Origin of the sequence: Epilithonimonas sp. JDS, assembly GCF_021261315.1 — a bacterium.
Classification (GTDB): Bacteria; Bacteroidota; Bacteroidia; order Flavobacteriales; family Weeksellaceae; genus Epilithonimonas.
Genome location: NZ_JAJSAX010000003.1, coordinates 272,927 through 293,494 on the forward strand (window position 1 = coordinate 272,927; position 20,568 = coordinate 293,494).

Here is a 20,568-nt window from a genome sequence, read left to right on the forward strand (position 1 = left end):
TATGATTTTATTTTTTTGGATTTAAAGTTTTAATATTTGGTTTTGGGATTTCCTTAATTGATTCATCAAGATAATAATCTGTGTGCGGAGGCTGATTGTATCCTACATTCTGCCAAACGATGCTTAATCTATATTGCGGATTATGCATCAAAGTGTACAGCCTGTGTTTCGTTGGAATTGTTGTAGAAAAAATTCTCAGTTCCTGATTATCGGCCGTTCTGTACATCACCTCTTCACGCCAGTCTCCGAATAAATCAGCCACCAATACCGGATTTTTTTTGGTTCCGTTATTCGATTCGCATTGAAAACTTTTAGCATCAAAGATCAGATTGGATTTTTCATTTTTCCAGTCCCATTTTGATACGTTGGTTCCGTCTAAAATTTCACTTAAAAAATCCCCGTCCCAATAAATCCCCATATTCGCTGGTGGATTTTTATTACTGATTTTTTTTCCTTTCGTGTTGTAAACTCCCTTTAATCCAGCTCCGGCTGCCCACGATTCCGAACCTTCGTGACGAGGGTCGACATTTAAAGATAAACCCCGTCCCGGTCCCTGAAATTTTCCTGCTTCACTATACACTGTGGACGGTAATTTCCATAAAACTTTTCCGGTTTTTCCATCTCTGAAATGTGCTCCCGCATCATCAAACCTCTCCTGAATATCAAAAATTTCCAGTCCCGGATTCGAAGGATCGAGATCGCCAACGTGTAAAGCATCACCGTGGCCGTAACCTGTACTATTCAGGACTTTTCCATTGTCATCAACGGTCATTGCGCCGTAAACGATTTCGTCTTTTCCATCATTATCAACATCGGCAACCGTTAAATTATGGTTTCCTTGACCTCGATATTGTTTATTTTCTTCTGAGCTTTCTGTATCAAAAAGCCATCTGAGACTGAGTTTTTTATTTTTATAATCCCAGGCTGCAATTGCGGTTCTTGTGTAATAACCTCTCGACATAATCACACTCGGCGTTTTGCCATCCAGATAAGCAACAGCTCCCAAAAATCGGTCTAGTCGGTTTCCTTTCGCGTCGCCCCAGGTTTCGGTCATTTCTTCGTCGGTTGGATTTAAACTACCAGCAAACCGTGGAACTTCATAATTTACAGTATTAATTTCCGCTCCCGTTTGCCCGTCAAAAACCGTCAAAAATTCCGGACCGGAAAGAATCATTCCGTTTTCGTTGACGTAATTTTTTGTCGGGTCACCAATGAATTTCCCTTTTCCGTCTCTGCTTCCGTCGGCGGTTTTCATTAAAATTTCAGCTTTTCCGTCCTGGTCTAAGTCGTAGACCAAAAATTGCGTGTAATGCGCACCTTCTCTAATGTTTTTCCCTAAGTTGATTTCCCACAAAAGCTTTCCGTCCATTTTATAAGCCTGAATAATTGGCGGGTCGGTTTCTCCTTTCTGGCTGTTGTCTTTTGACCTTCCTGTCTGATGAAGGATTATTTCATATTCGCCATCGCCGTCCAAATCGGCTACTGAAGCGTCGTTTGGAGTATAATCTGGTGGCGTTTTTAGAGGAATTGAAAAATAAGGTTTTTGGTTGGCTACATAGTTTGCAGAATCAATATCAACTGATTTATCCTGTGTATTTGATTTGACGAAATAGGTGTAGTTTTTTGCTTTGTCTGCTGTTTTATCTAAAAAATTGGTTTCGCTTGAAAGTGGTTTTTCGTTCAGCTTCTTGGTTGAATTATTTTCAGTTCTGTACAAATCAAAATGGGTGTCCTGAGCTTCTGTGCCGCGCAAACGCCAACTCACAAAAACGCCTGAATCTGAAGGTATGGCAACGATTCCACGTTTCAAATATTCCATTTGTCGTTGTGCTGACAGGAGTTCTGAAAAAAGAATTGCACCTAAAATAAATTTGAATTTTACATTCATAATTCTGATTTTATAAGTTTTGGCTAATGGTTGCCGTTTTCCAAAGGTTCATTTAATTGATTTCGCCCTTTCAGGGCTGTGTGAAATCTTCCTTTAATCTGTCATTGGGCTTTACCCAATGCTTTTGATGTTGCTCCTTCAGGGCTTTTAAAATTTAAAAACATTTTAAAACCGTGAATCTATCTCCTAGTTTCTATTTTTACTTTGATTCAATGAATCTCGTTTCTCGATTTCGTGCAGCCCGACTTGAGCGGAAATCCTTTTTTGCTTAGCTGCAAGTTCTATTTAAACTGAAAATCGTCTTGCAAAAAAGATTGGGAGCGGAAGGCGGAAATAGCTGCCCAAATAAATCTTCTCAAACAATTTTCAACCGATTGCACTTCACAAAAATTATTTCTTAGAAGTCTGTTTCAACAACCATTTCACCCACTCTTCAGTTCCCTGATAATTGGTGAAATCTGCAGGAAGTTTTTTGCCGTCGATATACTCGTTGTAGCACCACGGGTCGCCTAGCGCGAAAACAGTTCCTTTGCCTATTTTTGCGATGGCTGCGATGTTTTTGCCTTCCGCAGAAAGCAATTCTTTCGCTGGACTTTTCACGGAAACCGTCGCCACTTCTTTCATATATAATTTTTGTTCGGAGAAAATTTCATTACCTGCCGGAACCATCACTTTTCCCTGTTCAAATTCTCTTTTCTGCACGCGGTTGTAGCTGTCATCGTTAAAATGAATTCCAAATTCGCCAGCCAGTTTATTGAAATGTTCGAATTCTGAGTTGCCAGTATCGTTGCTCATCAGTACCAAAACGCCTCCTTTTTTCACCCAATCTATCAGGTTTTTGATGCTGGTCGGGTCAATCAGATTAGCCTTTCCGCCATATGCTTCTTTGTCAATATCGGCATCGACGATGATGTAAATATTGGCGTTTTTCAAATCTTTTTTGGACGGAGCGGTCTTCAAAGTACTGATTTCTGCACCCTGCTTTGTAAAGATTTCTCCCAGCAAAGAAAACCCGCCGTTGCTGGTGTCGTTCCACGTGTAATGCCACGACTCCAGAACTTTAGTTTCTTTATTTTCCTTTTTTTCGTTGTTGAAAAAGTTGTCTAAAACGATTTTCGGTTTCTGCTGGGCATTGGAAAAACTGAAGGTCAGCAAAGTTCCTAATGCGAATGTTTTTATGATATTTTTAGTCATAATTAATTTTTATTTTGAATAATGAATTGGAATTAATTGAATTTCGCCGTCCAGACCGGAAGGCTGAACTTTCCAGTTGGATGCGTCAAACGGCTTATAGTTAATATTCACAAAATTGATTTCGTGGTAATTTCTCCACTGGATTTTCTTCTGGTCCATATCACGGATTCGGTTCGCCATCAGGTTGCAGACTTCGATTTGGATTGTATTTTTTCCTTTCTTCAGATATTTTCCGATGTTGATTTCAAAAGGCAGACTCCAGACTATTCCGGCATCCTGACCGTTGACAATCACTTTTGCACTTTCATAGAGTTTATCGAATTTTAGAAGATAATCGTCGCCGTTTTTCTTTTTTAATTTTAAAGTTGTCGTGTACACTCCGGTTCCGGAAAAACTTTGGGTTGAAGCATCTTCTGTGAAGTAGGTCCAAGGCTGAAGTTTGTCTAAAGTTTTGGTCTTCGGAAGTTCAGGACCGCCTTCTTTGAAAGTGAGTTGCCAAGGTTGGTTTAAAAGAATCGGCGCTTCTGTTTTTTCAGCGTAATACCAATTGGGAATCGAGGTATAAATATCTTCGGTATTTTTTATAATTAAGGATTCTCCTGATTTCAACTGAACTTTTACTGAATTATTCTGAGTCTTTGCAAGTCCATAATCTCCATTTTCAGGATTCATCAATGTCACTTGTTTTCCAACAAAATTCAACGGAATATTTTGATTGATTTCCTTTGAAGTATGGTTGACGATGTAATAATATTTTCCGCCGTCGAACTGTCTTCTGACGAATTTCAATCCTGTATCGGTCAGCTTTTCTCTTTCAATTTTTAAATATTCCAAAGCTTTTGCAACATCAGAACTCAACACAATTTTTCCTTTACCGACGTTAGCAAATTTCACATTTCCAGTTTGATTTTGAAACGGAATCTGATTCCACAAAGATTTTAACTGCGTTCTTCTTTTTTCCACTTCAAAGTTTCCGGGAATATCTTTTGGTTCGTTTTGAAAGATAATTGATGCTCCGTTTTGAGCTAAATCTATTATGTTTTTTAAAGTAGATTCCGGCAGATACGTCAGTTCAGGAATAATTAAAACCTGATAAGCCGAGCCTTCCTTTGAAACCTGAATTTTCTGATTTTCCGACTTTGATTCGCCAATCATTTTATCCGAAATCATATCGAGAGAATACCCCATTTTACTGAGCTTATTCATATTTTCATACATCGGAGTCGGCACCAACCATTTTTCAATGTTATGAACTTTGAATGTCACATCTTTCCCTTTCGGACTCGCCCATTGGTCGTAAACCGGCCAGTATATCAACAATTCGTTATCCGATTTTCCGTTTTGCAAAACAGATTGCGTGCGTTCGATGTAGGAATTTAATCCTTTCAGATGTGGCCACAAACTGTTTTCAGGAATGAAATTTACCGACGCATAAAACAACCATCCCGGAAACTTCACATCTGCCGGAGTGTAAGTCGTACCGTGATAAAAAACGTGATTGATTCCCGATAAAAACACCTGCTCTACTTCCGGTTTTGCCTGTGACCAAGAGGTTTTGAAATGCTCTGTCAGCCAGGTAAAAGTTTCGTTGGAAGTTAATTTTTTGCCAGTCACATTCGCTGCCGAAGAAGCAAATTTTAACATATTAAAATCCGGCATATCTGATTTCTGAATATCCGCAGTATCTCTTTTCAACCCTGGAATTTCAAAAATCGAACTTCCAAAAGTTTCAGATTCAGGAATATCGACTGCTGCATATAAATCCAACAAATTTCCCGGCGAACCGTGTGCCTGATTGGTATTTTTTGAGTTTTTGGAATGCGCCCAGTTGGTGAAATCTTTGGTGAAATTGTTTAAAATCAATTCATTCAGAGTTTCTCTGTAATCAGATTTTACCCTTCCTGCAATTTCATTTTCCTCGTTGCTTACGAGATATTTGATGAACGGACTTAAATCATAGCCTCTTCTCTTTTTGAATTCATTTAAAAAATCCGGCGTCCAGTCGGCATTATAAACCTCATAACTGTCATTGAAAAAAGACCTGATTCCGTAGTTGGAATTTCCAAAAGCTTTGTCAAAAGTTTTCAGATAATCCTTGGTTGCGTCCGGCGAAAAGTGGTCTAAAGTGTAACCTTCGCCACCTGGCGCCGCACGTTTTACTTTTTGTAAAGTCTTACCCACAAAAACTGCGTAAACCGTCCACTTTCCTAAACCTGGTTTCCAGTTTAAAGTTCCGTCAGCATTAATTTTATCCGTTAAAACTACAGCTTCATTTTTTTCATTGTAAGCCGTGACAATATCGAGTTTTACCGTTTTTAAAGTCTTCTGTTTCTCATCTTTCAGAACGATTTTATCTGAAAATTTTTCACCCGATAAAATCGTATAGGTCTGAACAATCATTTTTGTCGCCGCATCCTGTTCGTCAACTTGCGGTCCGCCGATTGGCCAGCCTGTTCCGACTGACATATCGACGCCCATATTCAGGCTTTTTGCTTTGTTGGTTGTGAACTGGAGCATTTTCATCCACTCCGGAGAAAGGTAAGTGAGGTATTGTTTTTCGAACCCTTTTGCGCCATAAATCGGCACGATTTCCACGCCTCCGAAACCTGCTTTATTTAAAGTAGTGAGTTGTTTATCCAATCCTTTTTCGTCGACGGCATTTCCCATCCACCACCATCGGGTCCAAGGTTTTGCGGTCTCGGTTGTTTTGGGCCACGGGTTTTGTGCGGAGAGATTTCCGAAGGCAAAACAGAGGAGACTGAGACTGACTATATTTTTAATTTTCATTTTTAACTGTTTAATTAACCATAAAAGTCACAAAATATTTTGGACACATTAGTTATTTTTAGTGAGTGATTCGGCATTTTAGAAGAACACACAAGTTTTAAAAAATCAAAGATTTTTTTTGATACGTTTCTGATTTCGCCCTTTCAGGGCTTGTTTGCAATTTCTTCACTTTATCATTGGGCTTCACCCAATGCTTTTGATGATGTCCTTTCAGGACTACCAATTTCATCTAAATTATTTCTCTTAACTTCTTTCTTGCTCATACTCAGAATGAATGGGAAATATATTGAAATAACTCTCACAGAAATTTTGCTCCCTTCAGGGCTGGGGCAAACAAAATTTCGGTTCGCATCATTATATTACTTTCAATTTCCATCAGGTTTGAGAGATTCCATAAAAACAGATTCCGGCCAGTGGAAGTTTTCAACTTTATCAGGTTTATTTGGGTTAAAATTTTTATAATTTTTTGAAATATATTTCTTTAAAGGTAAATTTTGGTCGACGATAGATTTCACGACACATTTCGCCAATTCATAAGCACCATAGGTGTTGAAGTGCGTATCATCCGCCAAAGCAGTTGGTTGGTTGGGATAAGAATTTGCGGGATAATGGACGAATGCTTTCTTTGCTTTTTCCGGTCCCATCGCTTCGAATAAGGTTTTGCTTAAAGCATTCAAATCGATTAAATCAACTTTCTCTTCCTTCGCAATTTCTCTCATTGCGTCAGGAAAATTATCTAAAGTATTAACTATTTTGTTGTTTTTATCAAAAACTCTGCGGTTCATTGAAGTAACCAAAACCGGAATTGCTCCCAATTCTTTGGCTTTTAAAATCCATTCTTTTAATCTTTTTCTATAACCGGATTTTGTACTGTTGCCCGCTTTCTGGTCGTTGTGCCCGAACTGAATGAACAGATAATCTCCAGGTTTTATTTTATTCCAGATTTTATCAATTCGGTGGCGGTCTTCAAAGGCTTTGAGGGTTTCTCCGCTTTCGGCGTAGTTGGCAGTCACGACTTCATTCGGGACGAAAAAATATGGCAACATCTGTCCCCACGACGCCCAGGGTTCGTACTGCGCATCTACAACCGTGGAATCGCCGGTTATAAAAATAGTTTTCGTCATTTTGTTAGGCTGAATGATGACCGAACAAACTTTTGGTGCTTCGTCATTGAATTCAATCGTAAGCAAATTGTCCCAGTGCAGATATTTTCGTTCTCTTGGTTTCAGTTTTACAATTCCAATTTGAGTTCCGTCCTGATTTCGGATGATGCTGTCTTTGACGTGAACTGTGATTTGTTTTTCTATAATTTCACCCTTTTTTGTTTTAATATCATTCAGCATCAAACGACGGTTTTCTACACGTACTGTTGTTTCTGAACTTCCTTTAGAATCACCAAGATTTAATGTAATGTCATAGTTTCCTTCAGGAATCGCGACTGAAAAATAGAATGGTTTTTCGCTGGTAATATAATCTCCTGTCAAAGCATTTCCGCCGTTATCAACAGATTTCAGACCGGAAATATCCATAAATCCGTAACCGATTTTCTTATCAAATTTTGAGGTTGACGTGATGGGAATAAATCCGTTTTCGGTTCTGTCTTTGCCAAAATCAAACTTGAAAGTCGTCTGTTGCGCAAACAAAAACGAACCTAAAAACAGCGTCAAAAATCTTATCCAGTTCATCATTTTAATCTGTTAAAATATTTTCTTTCGGCATTGTAAACTGCTTATTTTCGTCGCCCAAATCCGGCAGACCAAAATAGAAATACAAAGTTCTTTTGAATGTTCCTTTCAAATGATTCGGCTCACTTTCTGGGCCTAAAGTTGAAGTGTCATTATTAATGTTAAACGCCAAAGCGGTTCCCAACGGCGGAATAGCATCGAGGAAAGAAATATTTCCAGTCGGCAGTTTCGGATACCCTTCTGCACCATAAATTCCGTAAAAATCAAAAAGTCTGACGAACATTTTTTCTTCTTTCGTTCCGACCGTAATTTTTCCTTCAGCAGTATTCAACTGCAACCACGAAATATCGTCAAAATAGCCTTTAAATTCAGGATAAATCCCAGGTGAAAAACCAGTTCGGGTTGAGTTCTTGAGATTTTGCCAGACGTTGTAAGTCTGTCCCTGAGTTCTGTTTTTCCAAACGTGATATGGACCTTTGCCGAGCCATTTTGCGCCGATAACATAATTTTCGGGATAGTCAAAAGTTACACCTGCAAACTGATAATCTCCGGCAAGTGAATATTCATAATTCAATTCTAAAATTCCATTCGGATTCAGTTTCCAAACGGCTTTTTTCCCGTCTTTGTATGAAATCTGAATGACTTGATTTTGTCCTTCTGCAAAAGCTTTTATGGAAGGTAATTCTGTTTTTCCATTCACGAAAACCGGTCCGTTTAGGAAGGTCATTTTTTTGCCTTTTTTATCTAAAATGACAGACTTTAACAATCCATCTTTTTTTCCAAATGAAAATTCTTTTTCGTCTGATTTCAAAATAAACAAGGAATCATTTTCGATAACTGAAACCGAAAATTTTTTAATTAATGATTTTGAAAATTGTTTTGAAATTTCATCGTTCGATATAATTTTCCAAGTCCACGTGTAAATTTCTTTTCCAAAAGAATCTGTTGCAGTCAGCATTAAAGCATCACTTTCTTTCCAATTCGCAGGAAGATTTAAATAAATACTTCCTTTTTCAGTCGGTTTAATATTCGGAGATTCTGCTTTTCCATTTTGAATCAAATCAAAACCAGATTCAGATGAAAATGGTGTTTTAAATTTCACCAATTTCCATTCAAACTGACATTCATTTAAGTTCGTAAAATGATACCGGTTTTGAACAGGAATTGTTCCATTAAAATCATTCGGTAAGGTTTTCAAATCAATTTTTACCGGACTGTAAATTTCACGGATGGCGTAAAAACTTCCCTCTTTTTCACGATGCGGACCTAGCACTCCATCGGGAGCGTTGATTGCGTTCACATCAAGTTGATTATTAAAATCGGTTCGTACCAAACCTTCGTCTGCAAAAGCCCAGAGAAAACCGCCCGCACCTTTCTTGGAATTCCAGTGAAGTTCCCAATAATCGGCCAGAGAAGTTCCACCACCGCCGTCATCCTGTGCGTGCAGAAACTCGGTTGGCATATAAATATTTTCTCCTTCGAGAATTTTTTTGGTGCTGTAATAATCTTCGTAATGATTGCAGTCAATTCGGTTGAAAGCGTTTCCAGGCTTGTGATGCGCGTGAATTACAGGACGGTTGGACAAGTCATATTTTGCATATTCTGCATCCAAATCAAAATTATGTCCGCCCTCGTTTCCGTTACTCCAAAAAATAATGGAAGGATGATTAGAATCTCTCGTAACCATCTCTCTCACGAGTTTTTTGCCAACTTCAGTGCTGTATTTCTTCTGCCATCCCGCCAATTCATCCAAAACATACAAACCTAAAGAATCACAAATTTGTAAGAACGATTTATTCGGTGGATAATGAGCGCATCGAACTGCATTCATATTCATTTCCTTGATAAGCTGAACGTCCATCAAATCGATGTTTTTGTTAACCTCTCTACCTGTTTCAGGCCACCAAACGTGACGGTTGATGCCTTTCATTTTGATTTTGGTTCCGTTGATGTAAATGCCGTCGCCTTTTCGGATTTCAATTGTTCGGAAACCGAATTTTTCCTCTGTTTGGAATATGTTTTTTCTGTTTTTATGTAAACTGAATTTCGCCTTGTATAAATTAGGCGTTTCGGCTGTCCAGAGTTTTGGATTTTTAATGGAGAATTGAATCTGTTTTAAAGTATCACCTTTTTGAACGGTCACTTGAGATTCGCCGACGAGATTATTTTTAACATCAAAAATTTCAACCTTTACATTGTTGACAGAATTGATTCCTTTTAAATGAATATTCGAACGGAAAGTCCCGTCTGCCTTGGCATCGATGGATGTTAATGAAATGTATTCTTTAGGATTGGCTTCTAAATAAACCGGACGGAAAATTCCGCCTAAAACCCAATAATCTGCCAGACGTTCTGCGTTGTTGACTGATTTGTCCGCAGAGATTTTGGAAACTTTAATTTCTAAAATATTTTCTTTTCCGAATAGTATTTTGTCGGAAATATCATATTTAAATTCATAAAAAGCGCCCTGATGAATTTCTCCGGCCAACTTTCCGTTGATTTTCACTTCGGTGTCGGTCATCGAACCTTCGAAAACGATGTTCACTGATTTTCCTTTCCAGGAATTGGGAACTTGAAATTTGTGTTTGTACAGACCTACTTCATCATTAAATTTAAAATTTTTGCCGTAGGTGACGTAATCTCTTCCATAGTTGTACGAGCCAAATCCCTGCTGTTCCCATTGTGAAGGAACCTTTATTTTATCCCAGCTTCCGGATTTCCGTCCGCCGGTTATCCAAAAATCCCACTCTTTGGTATGCTCAGAATCTGTCCCGCTCAGGAATTGGATTTCCTTAGATTGAGAATGCAGAAACTGTGAGCAAAAGCATAAAAGAACGAATATTTTGGAAAAAAAACTCATTTAGCAGAAATATCGGAATCGTCTTTTTTGTCGTAAGATTGCGTGAGAGAAGCGACTTGCGTCACATTGATATTTTTTTGCTTTAAATTCTGAATGTGATTCAGGTTTTGCATTTCAGGCTTTAGAGCTTTGATTTTGAAATTTTCAAATGTGAAATCTTTTAAGTCGAATAAATCAGATTTTTCAACAGAGAATGCCGTTTCGCAACTGATGTCGATATTTTTTATGGTGATATTGTTAGCCAAACCTTTTTTCGGTCTTTCCTCACCTTTTAAATCAAAAAATTGGTTCCAGCCTTTTACATAAAGAAATGTTTTTACATTTCCTGTGATGTTTTCAACCGTAAGATATTCGTAATGCTGAGGCGTGTCCGGACGCATTTTTAAATGTAATAATCTTGATGCATCGTTCACTTTAGAATTTCGTAAAATCACATTATAATTGTGAATCGACTCACTTCCGCAAGTTAAAACGCTGTGGCAAAATCCGAAACTGTTGTCTTCGATAAGGATGTTTCTGTTTTCGCCGTTGTTCGGATCTTTATCAGACTTTGGACCTTTTCCGCCTTTCAGAGCAATTGCATCGTCATTGACTGACATATAGCAATTTTTAATCAGAAAATTGGTACACGCATCGATGTCAACCGCGTCTGTACTCGGTGCTTTCACTGGTTCTTTCGGCGCGAGAATCGTCAGATTTAATAATTTAACGAAATCACTTTTATAATAATGCGTACTCCAGAACGGAGAATTTTTAATCGTAATTCCTTCAACCTGCACATTCTTTGAGTTTGAAACATAGATAATTCTAGGTCTCATTTCATCCATATTGGTACATTTTGGATTCCACTCGCGTCTTTTCCAAAAAGATTTCCAGAAACGAAGTCCGTTTCCATCCAAAGTTCCTTTTCCTGAAATCGTGAAACCGTCCAATCCGTCAGCATTAATTAAAGCAGGAAAATATTTTACCGTCTGACCTTCCATTCTTGTCGTAACCACCGGAAAATCGTTGATATCGTCGCTTCCTTTTAATTTTGCTCCACTTTCCAGATGCAAATGCGTTCCCTGTTTGAAGAACACCGAACTGATGAGAAATGTTCCCTTCGGCACCACCACAACTCCACCGCCATTTTTAGAAGCCAAATCAATCACTGCCTGAAGTTCTTTGGTCTGAAGAATTGTACTGTCGTTCTTCACGCCATTGGCTGTCAAGATGTATTTTTTTCCTAATTTATTGATGTCTGTTGGTTTGTTTTCTTGAAACCACTTGTCAATTTTGGTTCCATCTGGCCAAACATTCTGGCTTTTTACACTTGATGAAAATATAAATAGAGCAAAAAGAGCTAATATAAAGTTGTTTTGGAATTTCATAATTGGATTTTTTAATAAAGCTTAAAGTTTGCTTTATTTCAACTTTATAAAAATATACAATTTGGGAACTTGCGGTATCCTGCACTTGCATGTGAAACCCGGATTAAGAACAAATTAAAGTAGTGACCGGAAAATCAGAAAATACAACAAAGATTTTTTTAATTCCTAAACATCTTATTCCGTGCCGTTTTATACCTCGAAATATCTTTGAGAATTACCTCATCTTCCGGATTGAAATGTTTCAATTCATTCACAATCTCAGAATGTGTTTTTACTTTTTCGGCAATGATTTCGTAAGCAATATTTCTCGTGATAGCCTGAAGTTTCGGGTCTTTTTTGAATTCGATTTTTAAAGCCTGAAGATAAGTCATCTTCTTGTCGGCAGGCAAACCTACATACAATTCCTGAATCTTTTGGTCAAGAATTTTAACATCACTAATATTAGCAAAATAATTATTGAGACAATTGAACGCGTCCCGATTTTCGTTCCAGCCTTTCAACAAAATAGTTTGAGCTTCGGCCGGCATTTCCATTTTTTTCCGGTAGATCAATGATCCTTTGACGATTTGATAATTATTAACATAATCGTCCACAACCATTTGATAATAGGAATTTGCAGATTTGACATCATTGATTTCTCTGTACAAATCGCCCACTTTTTCTTTCTGATGAAGTTCCTTGTAAAGGTCAATAGCTTTCCTGTACTGTTTTGCTTTCTCGTAACAGATGGCTGCATCGGCTTTGTTATTCAGTTTTTTGAGATAAATCACTGCGGCTTCATTGTACAAACCGCCATTTTCCAAAGTTTTTGCGCCCCGGTAATTATCTTTGAGCAGATTCATATAAACTTTAGAAGCCTTGACGTAATTTTTTTCATCAACATATTTCTGAGCAAGTTCCTCATATTTATTTCTAAGTCTGTCAAAGATTGAAGATTCCAGGTAGAAATTTCCACTGCCACGACGTCGGTTTCGTTCCGACAAACTGCCTTTTTTTTCCTTGTCTTCCAGGCCTAGAATAACGACGAAAACAATAAAAGCAATCAGCAGGAAAATCAGCAATGTGCCAATCACACTCCAAAAATCCTTGTGAAAGAGCTGCGCCAAAATGCTGACAATTTTGAAAAATGCCAGAATGAAAAACGCTGTTGCAAATTTGTTTATAAATTTCTGCCTATTCATCTTTATCAGATTTTAAAATATTTTTGTCCTCACTGAATAATCGGTAAAGCAGAAGCATTATACAAATAACCAAAATCCATACAAACCAGTTATAGCCGAACATTTCCACCAATGGATAAAAGATGTAAACCAACATCGCCAACAAAACAACCATCAGAAAAATCTTAATTCCTGTCGGGACATTTTCGCCGCCTAAATTCAGAGATTTCTTTCTGAAAAAGTAATTGTACAATCCCACAATTCCTACAATCCCTGCAATCAGATAAAAAATTTCCAATATCGAAATATCTTTTTCAGCGTAAGGCTTGTCTTTGTTTAAGCTCTGGATTGGTGTCGCTTTATTCGGGTCAACTGGCGGATCCGGATATTCTTTTGTACCGTAAAGCCGACCCAATGAATCCTCGACCAAAACCTGTTTTTTCTTTAAAATAGTTGAAACAACTCCCTGATCGGCCGGAATTCCAGATCCCGTTTTCTTCAGTGAATCTTTGATTTTATTCTTGTACTTCGTTTCATTTTCCACTAAAAATTTAGAGATTTTTTTTCTGTAAACTTTTTTTAACGAATCAGTTGTAAGCGCTGTTTCTTCATTAAAATCAATAATCTCATCCTGAATTTCATTAATTGGCCTTCCGCCTTCTTTTAAATAATCTTCGTAGCTTTTTTCGTGCGTTTTACCAAAACTCAAGGATGCTTTCATCAGTTCATCCATCAATTCCTTTCTTTTCTGTCCGTACATCGAATCGATTTTCAGGTCGATATCCGTAACGCCGGAAGTCACTGCAATTATCGGAGGCGGAGGTTGATTTGTATTTTTGTTAATATTTTCAATTGATCCCGAAGATTGCTTTTGAGTTTCACTTTTGTTATAAGTGATGAGACCGACTCTCGCAATCAGCATTACAATAATCGCAGCTGGAATAATCCATCCTTTTTTTCCAGAACCTGCATTGTCGTTTCCAGTTGACGAAGCATTTCTATTACCAAAAATTCTGCTGAGCCAGCTGCCTCCGAATCTGTATTTCGAAAAACCATCGCCTCGGGAAGTTCCTGCAACATCCAGCGGAACTCCGAAATCTGCGGCTCTGTCGGGATACTTCTCAAGATATTGCAGATATTTTTCTATCTCTTTTTTGTTGCCTGCCATCACTTTTTTCATGTTGAAAGGCAGATCGTTCATCCATTCTTCTTCTGTTTTGGGATTTTGAAGCGATTCCAGAATTTTTTCATCATTGATTTCAACTGAAAAACTCTCAATATTCTGAGGAATTCTAATGCCTTTCGAAGCTTTTCTGACGACATCCTTACTTTTCTCAGAATCCTGTAGCAATGAAATCCAGTCAATTTCCTGATCCAGTTTTACCAATCCGAAATCCGGATGCATAATTAAATATTCATGAGTAATATTCAGCCAGTCTTCCTGAGTTATTTTAGGATAAATGGTTGTATTTTCCGGAATAAATAATTGGTTGTTTACACATTGAAAATAAGAATTCTTACCGATTTCCTTTGGAGCAATATTTTCAAAAACCAAAAGACAACCATATAAAACATTCGGTTCGTTGGACGGAATGGCGTACGCTTTTACTTGATTGATATCGATGCTTAAAAAATCCATTTCGGAAAGCCAATAATGCGGCGAGGAACTCTTGATAAGAATTCCTTTTTTAGGATAGCTGTTTTCGGAAAAAGGTTTAATAATCAGTTCCATAAGCTAAAATATGATTGATGTAAGCATCCAGATATTCCGAGTACATCTCTTCCCTTTCGCGTATTTTCAATTTTGTAGATTCATAAAGATAATATTCTGATCCGCCGAATTCCAAATTGGTTGCTAAAGCCAGAAAACCATCTTCCGCAGACGGAATGTAGAAAACCGGAATATTCTTGTTGCTGCTGGTGAAAGTCAACATTCCACGGGAATCTGCAATGATCTCGCTGCCATCTGAAAACAAAAATTTGTTCTTGTTCTGCTGCGCCGATATCTTAATCTCAGATCTGTTTCTGTACAGCGTCAGCGAATTATCCATCTTTTGAGCCAATTCATTGTTTGATATCACAATATTATTTTCTGCGTTGATCCCAATCTTATTAAAGCTATTCAAAATCTTGATATCATTATGAATCTGCTTGTTAATTTCCACCTCTACTCTTTTCTGATTTTTCTTGATGTCATTATCATTTTTCACCATTTCTACAGACAATTCGCCTTCGATATTGATTTTGAAAACGGACGGAAATTCCTCGTGGTAGAGATAAAAATTCTGATCAAAATAAACCGGTTCAAAATTCTGGGGAATGTGATGCCCTGAAACATTCAGCTCGGAATATTCCTTTGTATTAAGGTTGAGTTTGGAAAGCAGATATTTATCATTCTGGTACTGACAGAGGATAAATTGCTGCTGTCTGTTTTTGGCCAATGCAAATTTACCACGTGGTTTTACGGAGATATTTTCGATTAAAACTTCGCAGCCCCGATGTGTTTTGTAATGTTCATAATAATTTTTGTTGTAATAATTACTGGACAGATAAGTTCTTAACAATTGTTTTTTGGAACTTAAAATATAAAATTCACCTTCGTGAAGAAAGGTTGCGATTTTGTTTTTTGGCGTTGGGAAAAGGATTGGATAATTTGTTGGAACATCTGCTTTTTTACCATTTCCGGAACTGTCGTTTTCGCCTTTCGATCTAAGTTTTGGCGGATTGGACCATAATTCTTTCAGCGGAAGCACAATTTTCTGAATATGTTTCCTAGTTCCTTTGTGATGTTTGTAAAAATTAAGTTCGCCGTCTGCGGAAGTCGTTATCAGAAACTTGAGTCGATCCCGATTTTCGTGAATGACTTTTTGAAGATTTTGATTTGATAAATTTTCCTGATTTGTGATGAAAAAAACTTCGAGATCTTTCTCCGAATGCTCTTCATTGAAAAATTTCTCGAGTGCAGCTGACACTTCCAAAACCGGACTGACTTGGTTCAGATTATCGACAACTTGCTCCAATTTATCCAAATTAATAGGAATATTGGTTTCGCCCAATGCAAAAACCCGACAATCCGAATGCGCCTTTGGATGCTTGATTACGGCAATCGCAGATGCAAAAGCCAATACTTTCGGCGTTCCCCAATTTCTCAGAGACGTGTCAATCAAAATTACCCTTTCAAAAATATTTTCCTCCGGTGGAATTTCGCGCTGAATGTACAGAGCTTCATTATTCGCTACACGATTCATAAAAACATCGTCTTCATTGGCAAATTCGGACAAGAGCATCCGATGAAAATCGCCTTTGTTGGTCATATCCGAAACGCCGCCGATAGGCTGATCGCCGGCAGAAAGATGACGCATCGGGATTTTCAAACCGCTCCATATTCTTTTAATCAAACTTCCAACCTGAAACGTTTTTGGATCCTCCACCAATTGCTGAATGAAATCTTTATCGGTATCAGTCGTCGTTTCCTCGTCAACAACTTCATCTTCCAAATCTGGAAGATCAACCTCATTCCGCATTGCATTGATGATGGATTCTGTGGTTGGAAATCTATTTTGAAGAATTGCCAAAACTTTGAAATCTTTACTTACAACTCCTCTATTCAAATGAATTTTGTCTGCAGCTTCCGAAATTTTGTGCGGTCTTTTTTCAAATCGTTTTAAAATTAAATCCGAAGCTCCTGAAGAAATAATATTATGACAGTCTTTGAAAATGGTTTTTAATAAAATGATTTTGTTCTGTCCTTTTTTGAATGAACGACCAACCTGACTCAGATTTTCGAGAAAATTAATCGAAAGTTCGATTTCATTTCTGATTTCGTGCCCAACAGGATTTGTCATTTGTTTTTGCAAATGATAAAAAACGCCATCCAGATTGAGATAACCATCCTGCAAAGCGTAAAGCGCGAGAAGAAAAGAACCAAACGGCGGAAAACCCTGATCTTTTAATTCTTTCAAAATCCCAATGATATAAGCTCGGTAAGCAATTGGTTCAGCATTCGGGATCGAGATGAGATTGTGCTCGTTATATAGTGATTCATCCCGAATATCTCTGTCGGTATTCCATTCCCAGAAGTAGTTTTCGTAAGACTGGAAGTATTCTTTTAAATCCATTCTTTCGCTTTTTCTGTGAGACGGAATGAGCTTACGGAGAGTTTTCGGAAATCGTTTTTATTAATATTCAAATAACTTCCGTCTTCGTTCCATACAAGCCAGTGATCCTGATCGGTATTATATTTTCGCTGTAATAATGAACTCAGATTTTTAAACTCAAAATCGAAACCTGTTGGTAAAAGATGATTGTCTTTCGTCCAATAAGTTTTTCCCCGCAAACTCAATAATGGATTTCCTATGAATAATGCTTTATCATTAATAACAATCCATTCTATATTTTCCAATTTGAATTTTGGTAATGAAATGATTGATTCTTTAATTTCAGAAATTGAACTTACTAATGCAAAAGCCGGTTGTTCCTCTTCACTTGGTTTTAATTTAACTTCAACCTTCTCATCAATTCCGAAAAAATTGTTATTTGAACTCGGGAAAGTTAACCGCAAAGCTTTATCAATAGGCGTCCATAGCAAAGCGGTTCTCACTTTTTTCGTGGGAACCAAAGCATCTTTTCGGAACAGAAGACCTTCTCGTAATTCATATAATAAGAAATTAGGCAATTGCTGAATTTCCGCCGAAACAGACTGTTCATCAGTAAAACCTTTTAGCCAGATAACCTCATCTTCCGAAGCAATCTGAACATTTTTCCAGTCACGGATTGATCCCAGAAAATCTTCATCAATCCTGGGAATTTCTGCCCAAAATTCTTTTAAACCGTTTGAAGAATCTTTTGCCATAGATTTTCGATTTCTGTTTGGATGTACTGTTTCTGCTCAGGATTTCTAATCCAGTCGCAGCGGGTTTGCAAATATCTCAATTTATCTTTGATGACATTTTGTTCTTCAAAAGCTAAATTTCCTGCATTCCATTTTTCGACCAGAATTTTGACGTCCTTCATCACTTCTTCCGGATTGGGGATTTTGTTTTGCAAAGCTTGTGGATGCGACTTCGGATTTTCATCTTTTTCGATGGTTCGGTTGATGATTCCTTCAAGGATTTCGATTTGTTCTTCTGTATCCCAAATGTGCTTTAACACCCATAAATCCGAGAGAATTGCTTCATTTCTTCCGCAAATAAGAGCACTTGCCGCAATCAGATTTTGAAGTTTCACAGCGCGGCGGTCGGAAATGGCGATTCCGGTATTCCGAAGGTTGATAACGGTGTTTAAATAGACTTCGTAAATCGGTTTCAGATCAATGGATTTACAAAGATTTTGCAATTCTTTTATTTCGTGGGAAAGGATTTCCGGCGTTTCGGTTTCGATATTATTTTCCAGTTTTCTTCCCGCCAAAAGTACTTGCTGGAGCAAATCCGGATGAACATAATCGACATTAATCCTAATCAGAAAACGGTCGAAAAGTGCATTCAGCGCTTCATCTTCCGGAAGAACGTTGCTTGCGCCAACGAACATCAAAGCTGGAAGATTTTTAGTTTCTTTTCCTCTCTTGAAAATCTTCTCATTCAGAGCCATCAAAAGTGAATTCAGGATTGCAGAATTGGCATTGAAAATCTCATCCAGAAAAACCATCGACGCTTCCGGCATCATTCCTTCAGTATTGGTTAAAAGTTCTCCTTCTTTCAGTTTTCTGATATCAAAAGGTCCGAAAATCTCGTTCGGTTCCGTGAAACGTGTCAAGAGATATTCGAAGTTTTTGCCGTCTTTTACCGTTTTTGCCAAAGTTCTTACAATAGCGGATTTTGCTGTTCCGGGAGGTCCGTACAAAAAGGCATTTTCTCTTGCCAATAAACATATTCCCAATAAATCTACAACATCATTTTTTCCTATAAAAGTATCTTTGACGTGCGAAAGAACTTTGTTTAATTTTTCAATATTCTGAGTCATTCTTATTCTTTAGTTATCGTTTTTAATTCTCTCCAGAAAATGTCTTTGTACATTCCAAATTCACCAATTAATAATTGATTGATGTAAGGAATTTCAGCCAGTTTGTAAGCTTTCTTTTCAACGATTCTTTCGAGGTACAATTTTCTGTATGTTCTGTCTTTCAGTTCCTGTTCCCAATTGATTTTATCAAGATCGAGTTCAAATCCAATTGCCGAATAATCAAATTGAGTCAAGATATTTTCGAGCATTTTAATCAGTGGATCTTCCGCATCTGCACCTTGTAAAGCCGAAATAATCTGTGGTAAAAATCTCAGTGACAAATCTGCTGATAAAATGGCGGAAACATCTATTTTCCCTTTAAATACCGGAATTAATTTATCCAGATTCTTATCCGTATCTTTTCTTATTAAATACAATTGTGCACTTCGATACAGAACTTTTGCAGCCCAAACTGCAGTTTCGGCATCGTATTTAATCTGATCTGATACAAATTCCAATCTTTCTTTTTCAAATTCGGACTCAAGATAACTTGCAACATCCTGCTCTTCCTTTTTCGGAATATCCTGAATGGCTGCGAAAATCGTGATATGTCCATCAGTCCGAAGTCTAAAAATAGTATCTAAAAATGGGGATTTGAGTTCCGTCATCTAACAAAAATAAAATTTTTAAATGAATGAGGGACAGTTAAACGGCTATAATATGTCAAAGAAAATTAAACTTGGAGCAACATTAAGAAATTCAACAAAAAAAAACGCCGACAGATGAAACTGCCGGCGCTTATAGTTTTTACTTTTTAAAGTAAATTATTTTGGATCAATCATTTTATTTTTCATAAAATTTAAACTTCCTAAAGCCAATTCTTCTGCATCGTAAGGCGAACTTTGCCAAAGTGAAACCATTTGCTGCATTCCCGGAATCGACGACGAAAAATTTTCCAAAACGAGATTTCCATCAAAATCAATTGCTTTCAAAGCTTTGAAAAGTTGTTCGCAATCTACAGTTCCTTCGCCCAACATTCCGCGGTGAGATTCTGTGATGTGGACGTGTTTCAGTTTTTTTCCGGCAAGAATGACTGGATCATAAAAATTGTTCTCTTCGATATTCATATGAAATGTATCGAGATGCAGAAACAGATTGTCTTTTCCTGTTTTTCCAATTAAATCCAAAACATTTTCTGCCGTATTGCAAACATAGGATTCATAACGGTTTATGGGTTCGATTCCGATATTGACACCTTTTTCCTTGGCATAATCTGCAACTTTGCTCCAGACTTCGACGATGATTTCAGCTTCATCTTCAGTCAATGGGTTTCCGGAAAACACGCCAATTCCGGCATGCAAAACGCCTCCTAAAAAATCAGTTTCCAGTTCTGATGTTTTATCAATTGCCTGTTTTATCAATTGCTCGGCAACTTCAGGATGAAAAGCAATATGTGCTTCTTTGGGAAGATTGAATGAGCAGACAACATCCAGATTATTATCTTTCAATTGCTGTTTTACTTCTGTTGAATTAAATTCCATTGATGCCGGCAGAAGGATTTCAATTAAATCAAAACCTGCTTCTGCTGTTTTCTCAATTGCATATTTTCCCGCTTCGGGCGTCCAGTTTGGGGTGATCCAGGATAATAATGATGCTCCAAATTTTACTTTCATTTTTTTAATTTTTT

At 37.5% G+C, this 20,568-nt stretch carries 13 protein-coding genes; all 13 read right to left on the bottom strand.

Features of this window, described 5'->3' with window-relative positions:
- Window positions 1–7 precede the first annotated feature (7 nt).
- On the bottom strand, window positions 8–1,888 hold the full coding sequence (locus LUD75_RS11615; RefSeq protein WP_232705838.1) for a rhamnogalacturonan lyase: 1,881 nt from the start codon (window positions 1,886–1,888) through the stop codon (window positions 8–10).
- Window positions 1,889–2,278: 390 nt separating this feature from the next.
- Window positions 2,279–3,082 carry a hypothetical protein gene (locus LUD75_RS11620; RefSeq protein WP_232705839.1) on the bottom strand — a complete coding sequence of 268 codons (804 nt, stop codon included), beginning with the start codon at window positions 3,080–3,082 and terminating at the stop codon, window positions 2,279–2,281.
- A 9-nt stretch (window positions 3,083–3,091) separates the two neighbouring features.
- A complete protein-coding gene (locus tag LUD75_RS11625; protein ID WP_232705840.1) occupies window positions 3,092–5,869 on the bottom strand; it encodes a glycosyl hydrolase in 2,778 nt (925 codons plus the stop codon).
- 365 nt (window positions 5,870–6,234) lie between these two features.
- Window positions 6,235–7,557, bottom strand: a complete 1,323-nt coding sequence (locus LUD75_RS11630) for a rhamnogalacturonan acetylesterase (RefSeq protein WP_232705841.1) — start codon at window positions 7,555–7,557, stop codon at window positions 6,235–6,237.
- A 1-nt stretch (window position 7,558) separates the two neighbouring features.
- On the bottom strand, window positions 7,559–10,414 hold the full coding sequence (locus LUD75_RS11635; RefSeq protein WP_232705842.1) for a glycoside hydrolase family 2 TIM barrel-domain containing protein: 2,856 nt from the start codon (window positions 10,412–10,414) through the stop codon (window positions 7,559–7,561).
- Entirely contained in the window at window positions 10,411–11,784 is a 1,374-nt protein-coding gene (locus tag LUD75_RS11640) for a glycosyl hydrolase family 28 protein (protein ID WP_232705843.1), read from the bottom strand. The genes LUD75_RS11635 and LUD75_RS11640 overlap by 4 nt, the downstream gene beginning before the upstream one ends.
- 158 nt (window positions 11,785–11,942) lie before the next feature.
- The gene (locus LUD75_RS11645) at window positions 11,943–12,965 is read right to left on the bottom strand and encodes a hypothetical protein (RefSeq protein WP_232705844.1); all 1,023 of its coding nucleotides are present in this window, start codon (window positions 12,963–12,965) and stop codon (window positions 11,943–11,945) included.
- Entirely contained in the window at window positions 12,958–14,676 is a 1,719-nt protein-coding gene (locus LUD75_RS11650) for an APC family permease (RefSeq protein WP_232705845.1), read from the bottom strand. The genes LUD75_RS11645 and LUD75_RS11650 overlap by 8 nt, the downstream gene beginning before the upstream one ends.
- Window positions 14,660–17,062 (bottom strand): hypothetical protein, encoded by a 2,403-nt coding sequence (locus tag LUD75_RS11655; protein ID WP_232705846.1) that lies wholly within the window; start codon window positions 17,060–17,062, stop codon window positions 14,660–14,662. The genes LUD75_RS11650 and LUD75_RS11655 overlap by 17 nt, the downstream gene beginning before the upstream one ends.
- Window positions 17,053–17,796 carry a hypothetical protein gene (locus tag LUD75_RS11660; protein WP_232705847.1) on the bottom strand — a complete coding sequence of 248 codons (744 nt, stop codon included), beginning with the start codon at window positions 17,794–17,796 and terminating at the stop codon, window positions 17,053–17,055. The genes LUD75_RS11655 and LUD75_RS11660 overlap by 10 nt, the downstream gene beginning before the upstream one ends.
- Window positions 17,769–18,902 (bottom strand): AAA family ATPase, encoded by a 1,134-nt coding sequence (locus LUD75_RS11665; protein WP_232705848.1) that lies wholly within the window; start codon window positions 18,900–18,902, stop codon window positions 17,769–17,771. The genes LUD75_RS11660 and LUD75_RS11665 overlap by 28 nt, the downstream gene beginning before the upstream one ends.
- A gap of 2 nt (window positions 18,903–18,904) precedes the next feature.
- Window positions 18,905–19,549 carry a hypothetical protein gene (locus LUD75_RS11670; RefSeq protein WP_232705849.1) on the bottom strand — a complete coding sequence of 215 codons (645 nt, stop codon included), beginning with the start codon at window positions 19,547–19,549 and terminating at the stop codon, window positions 18,905–18,907.
- A 156-nt stretch (window positions 19,550–19,705) separates the two neighbouring features.
- Window positions 19,706–20,554 carry a sugar phosphate isomerase/epimerase family protein gene (locus LUD75_RS11675; RefSeq protein WP_232705850.1) on the bottom strand — a complete coding sequence of 283 codons (849 nt, stop codon included), beginning with the start codon at window positions 20,552–20,554 and terminating at the stop codon, window positions 19,706–19,708.
- Between the last annotated feature and the right edge of the window lie 14 nt (window positions 20,555–20,568).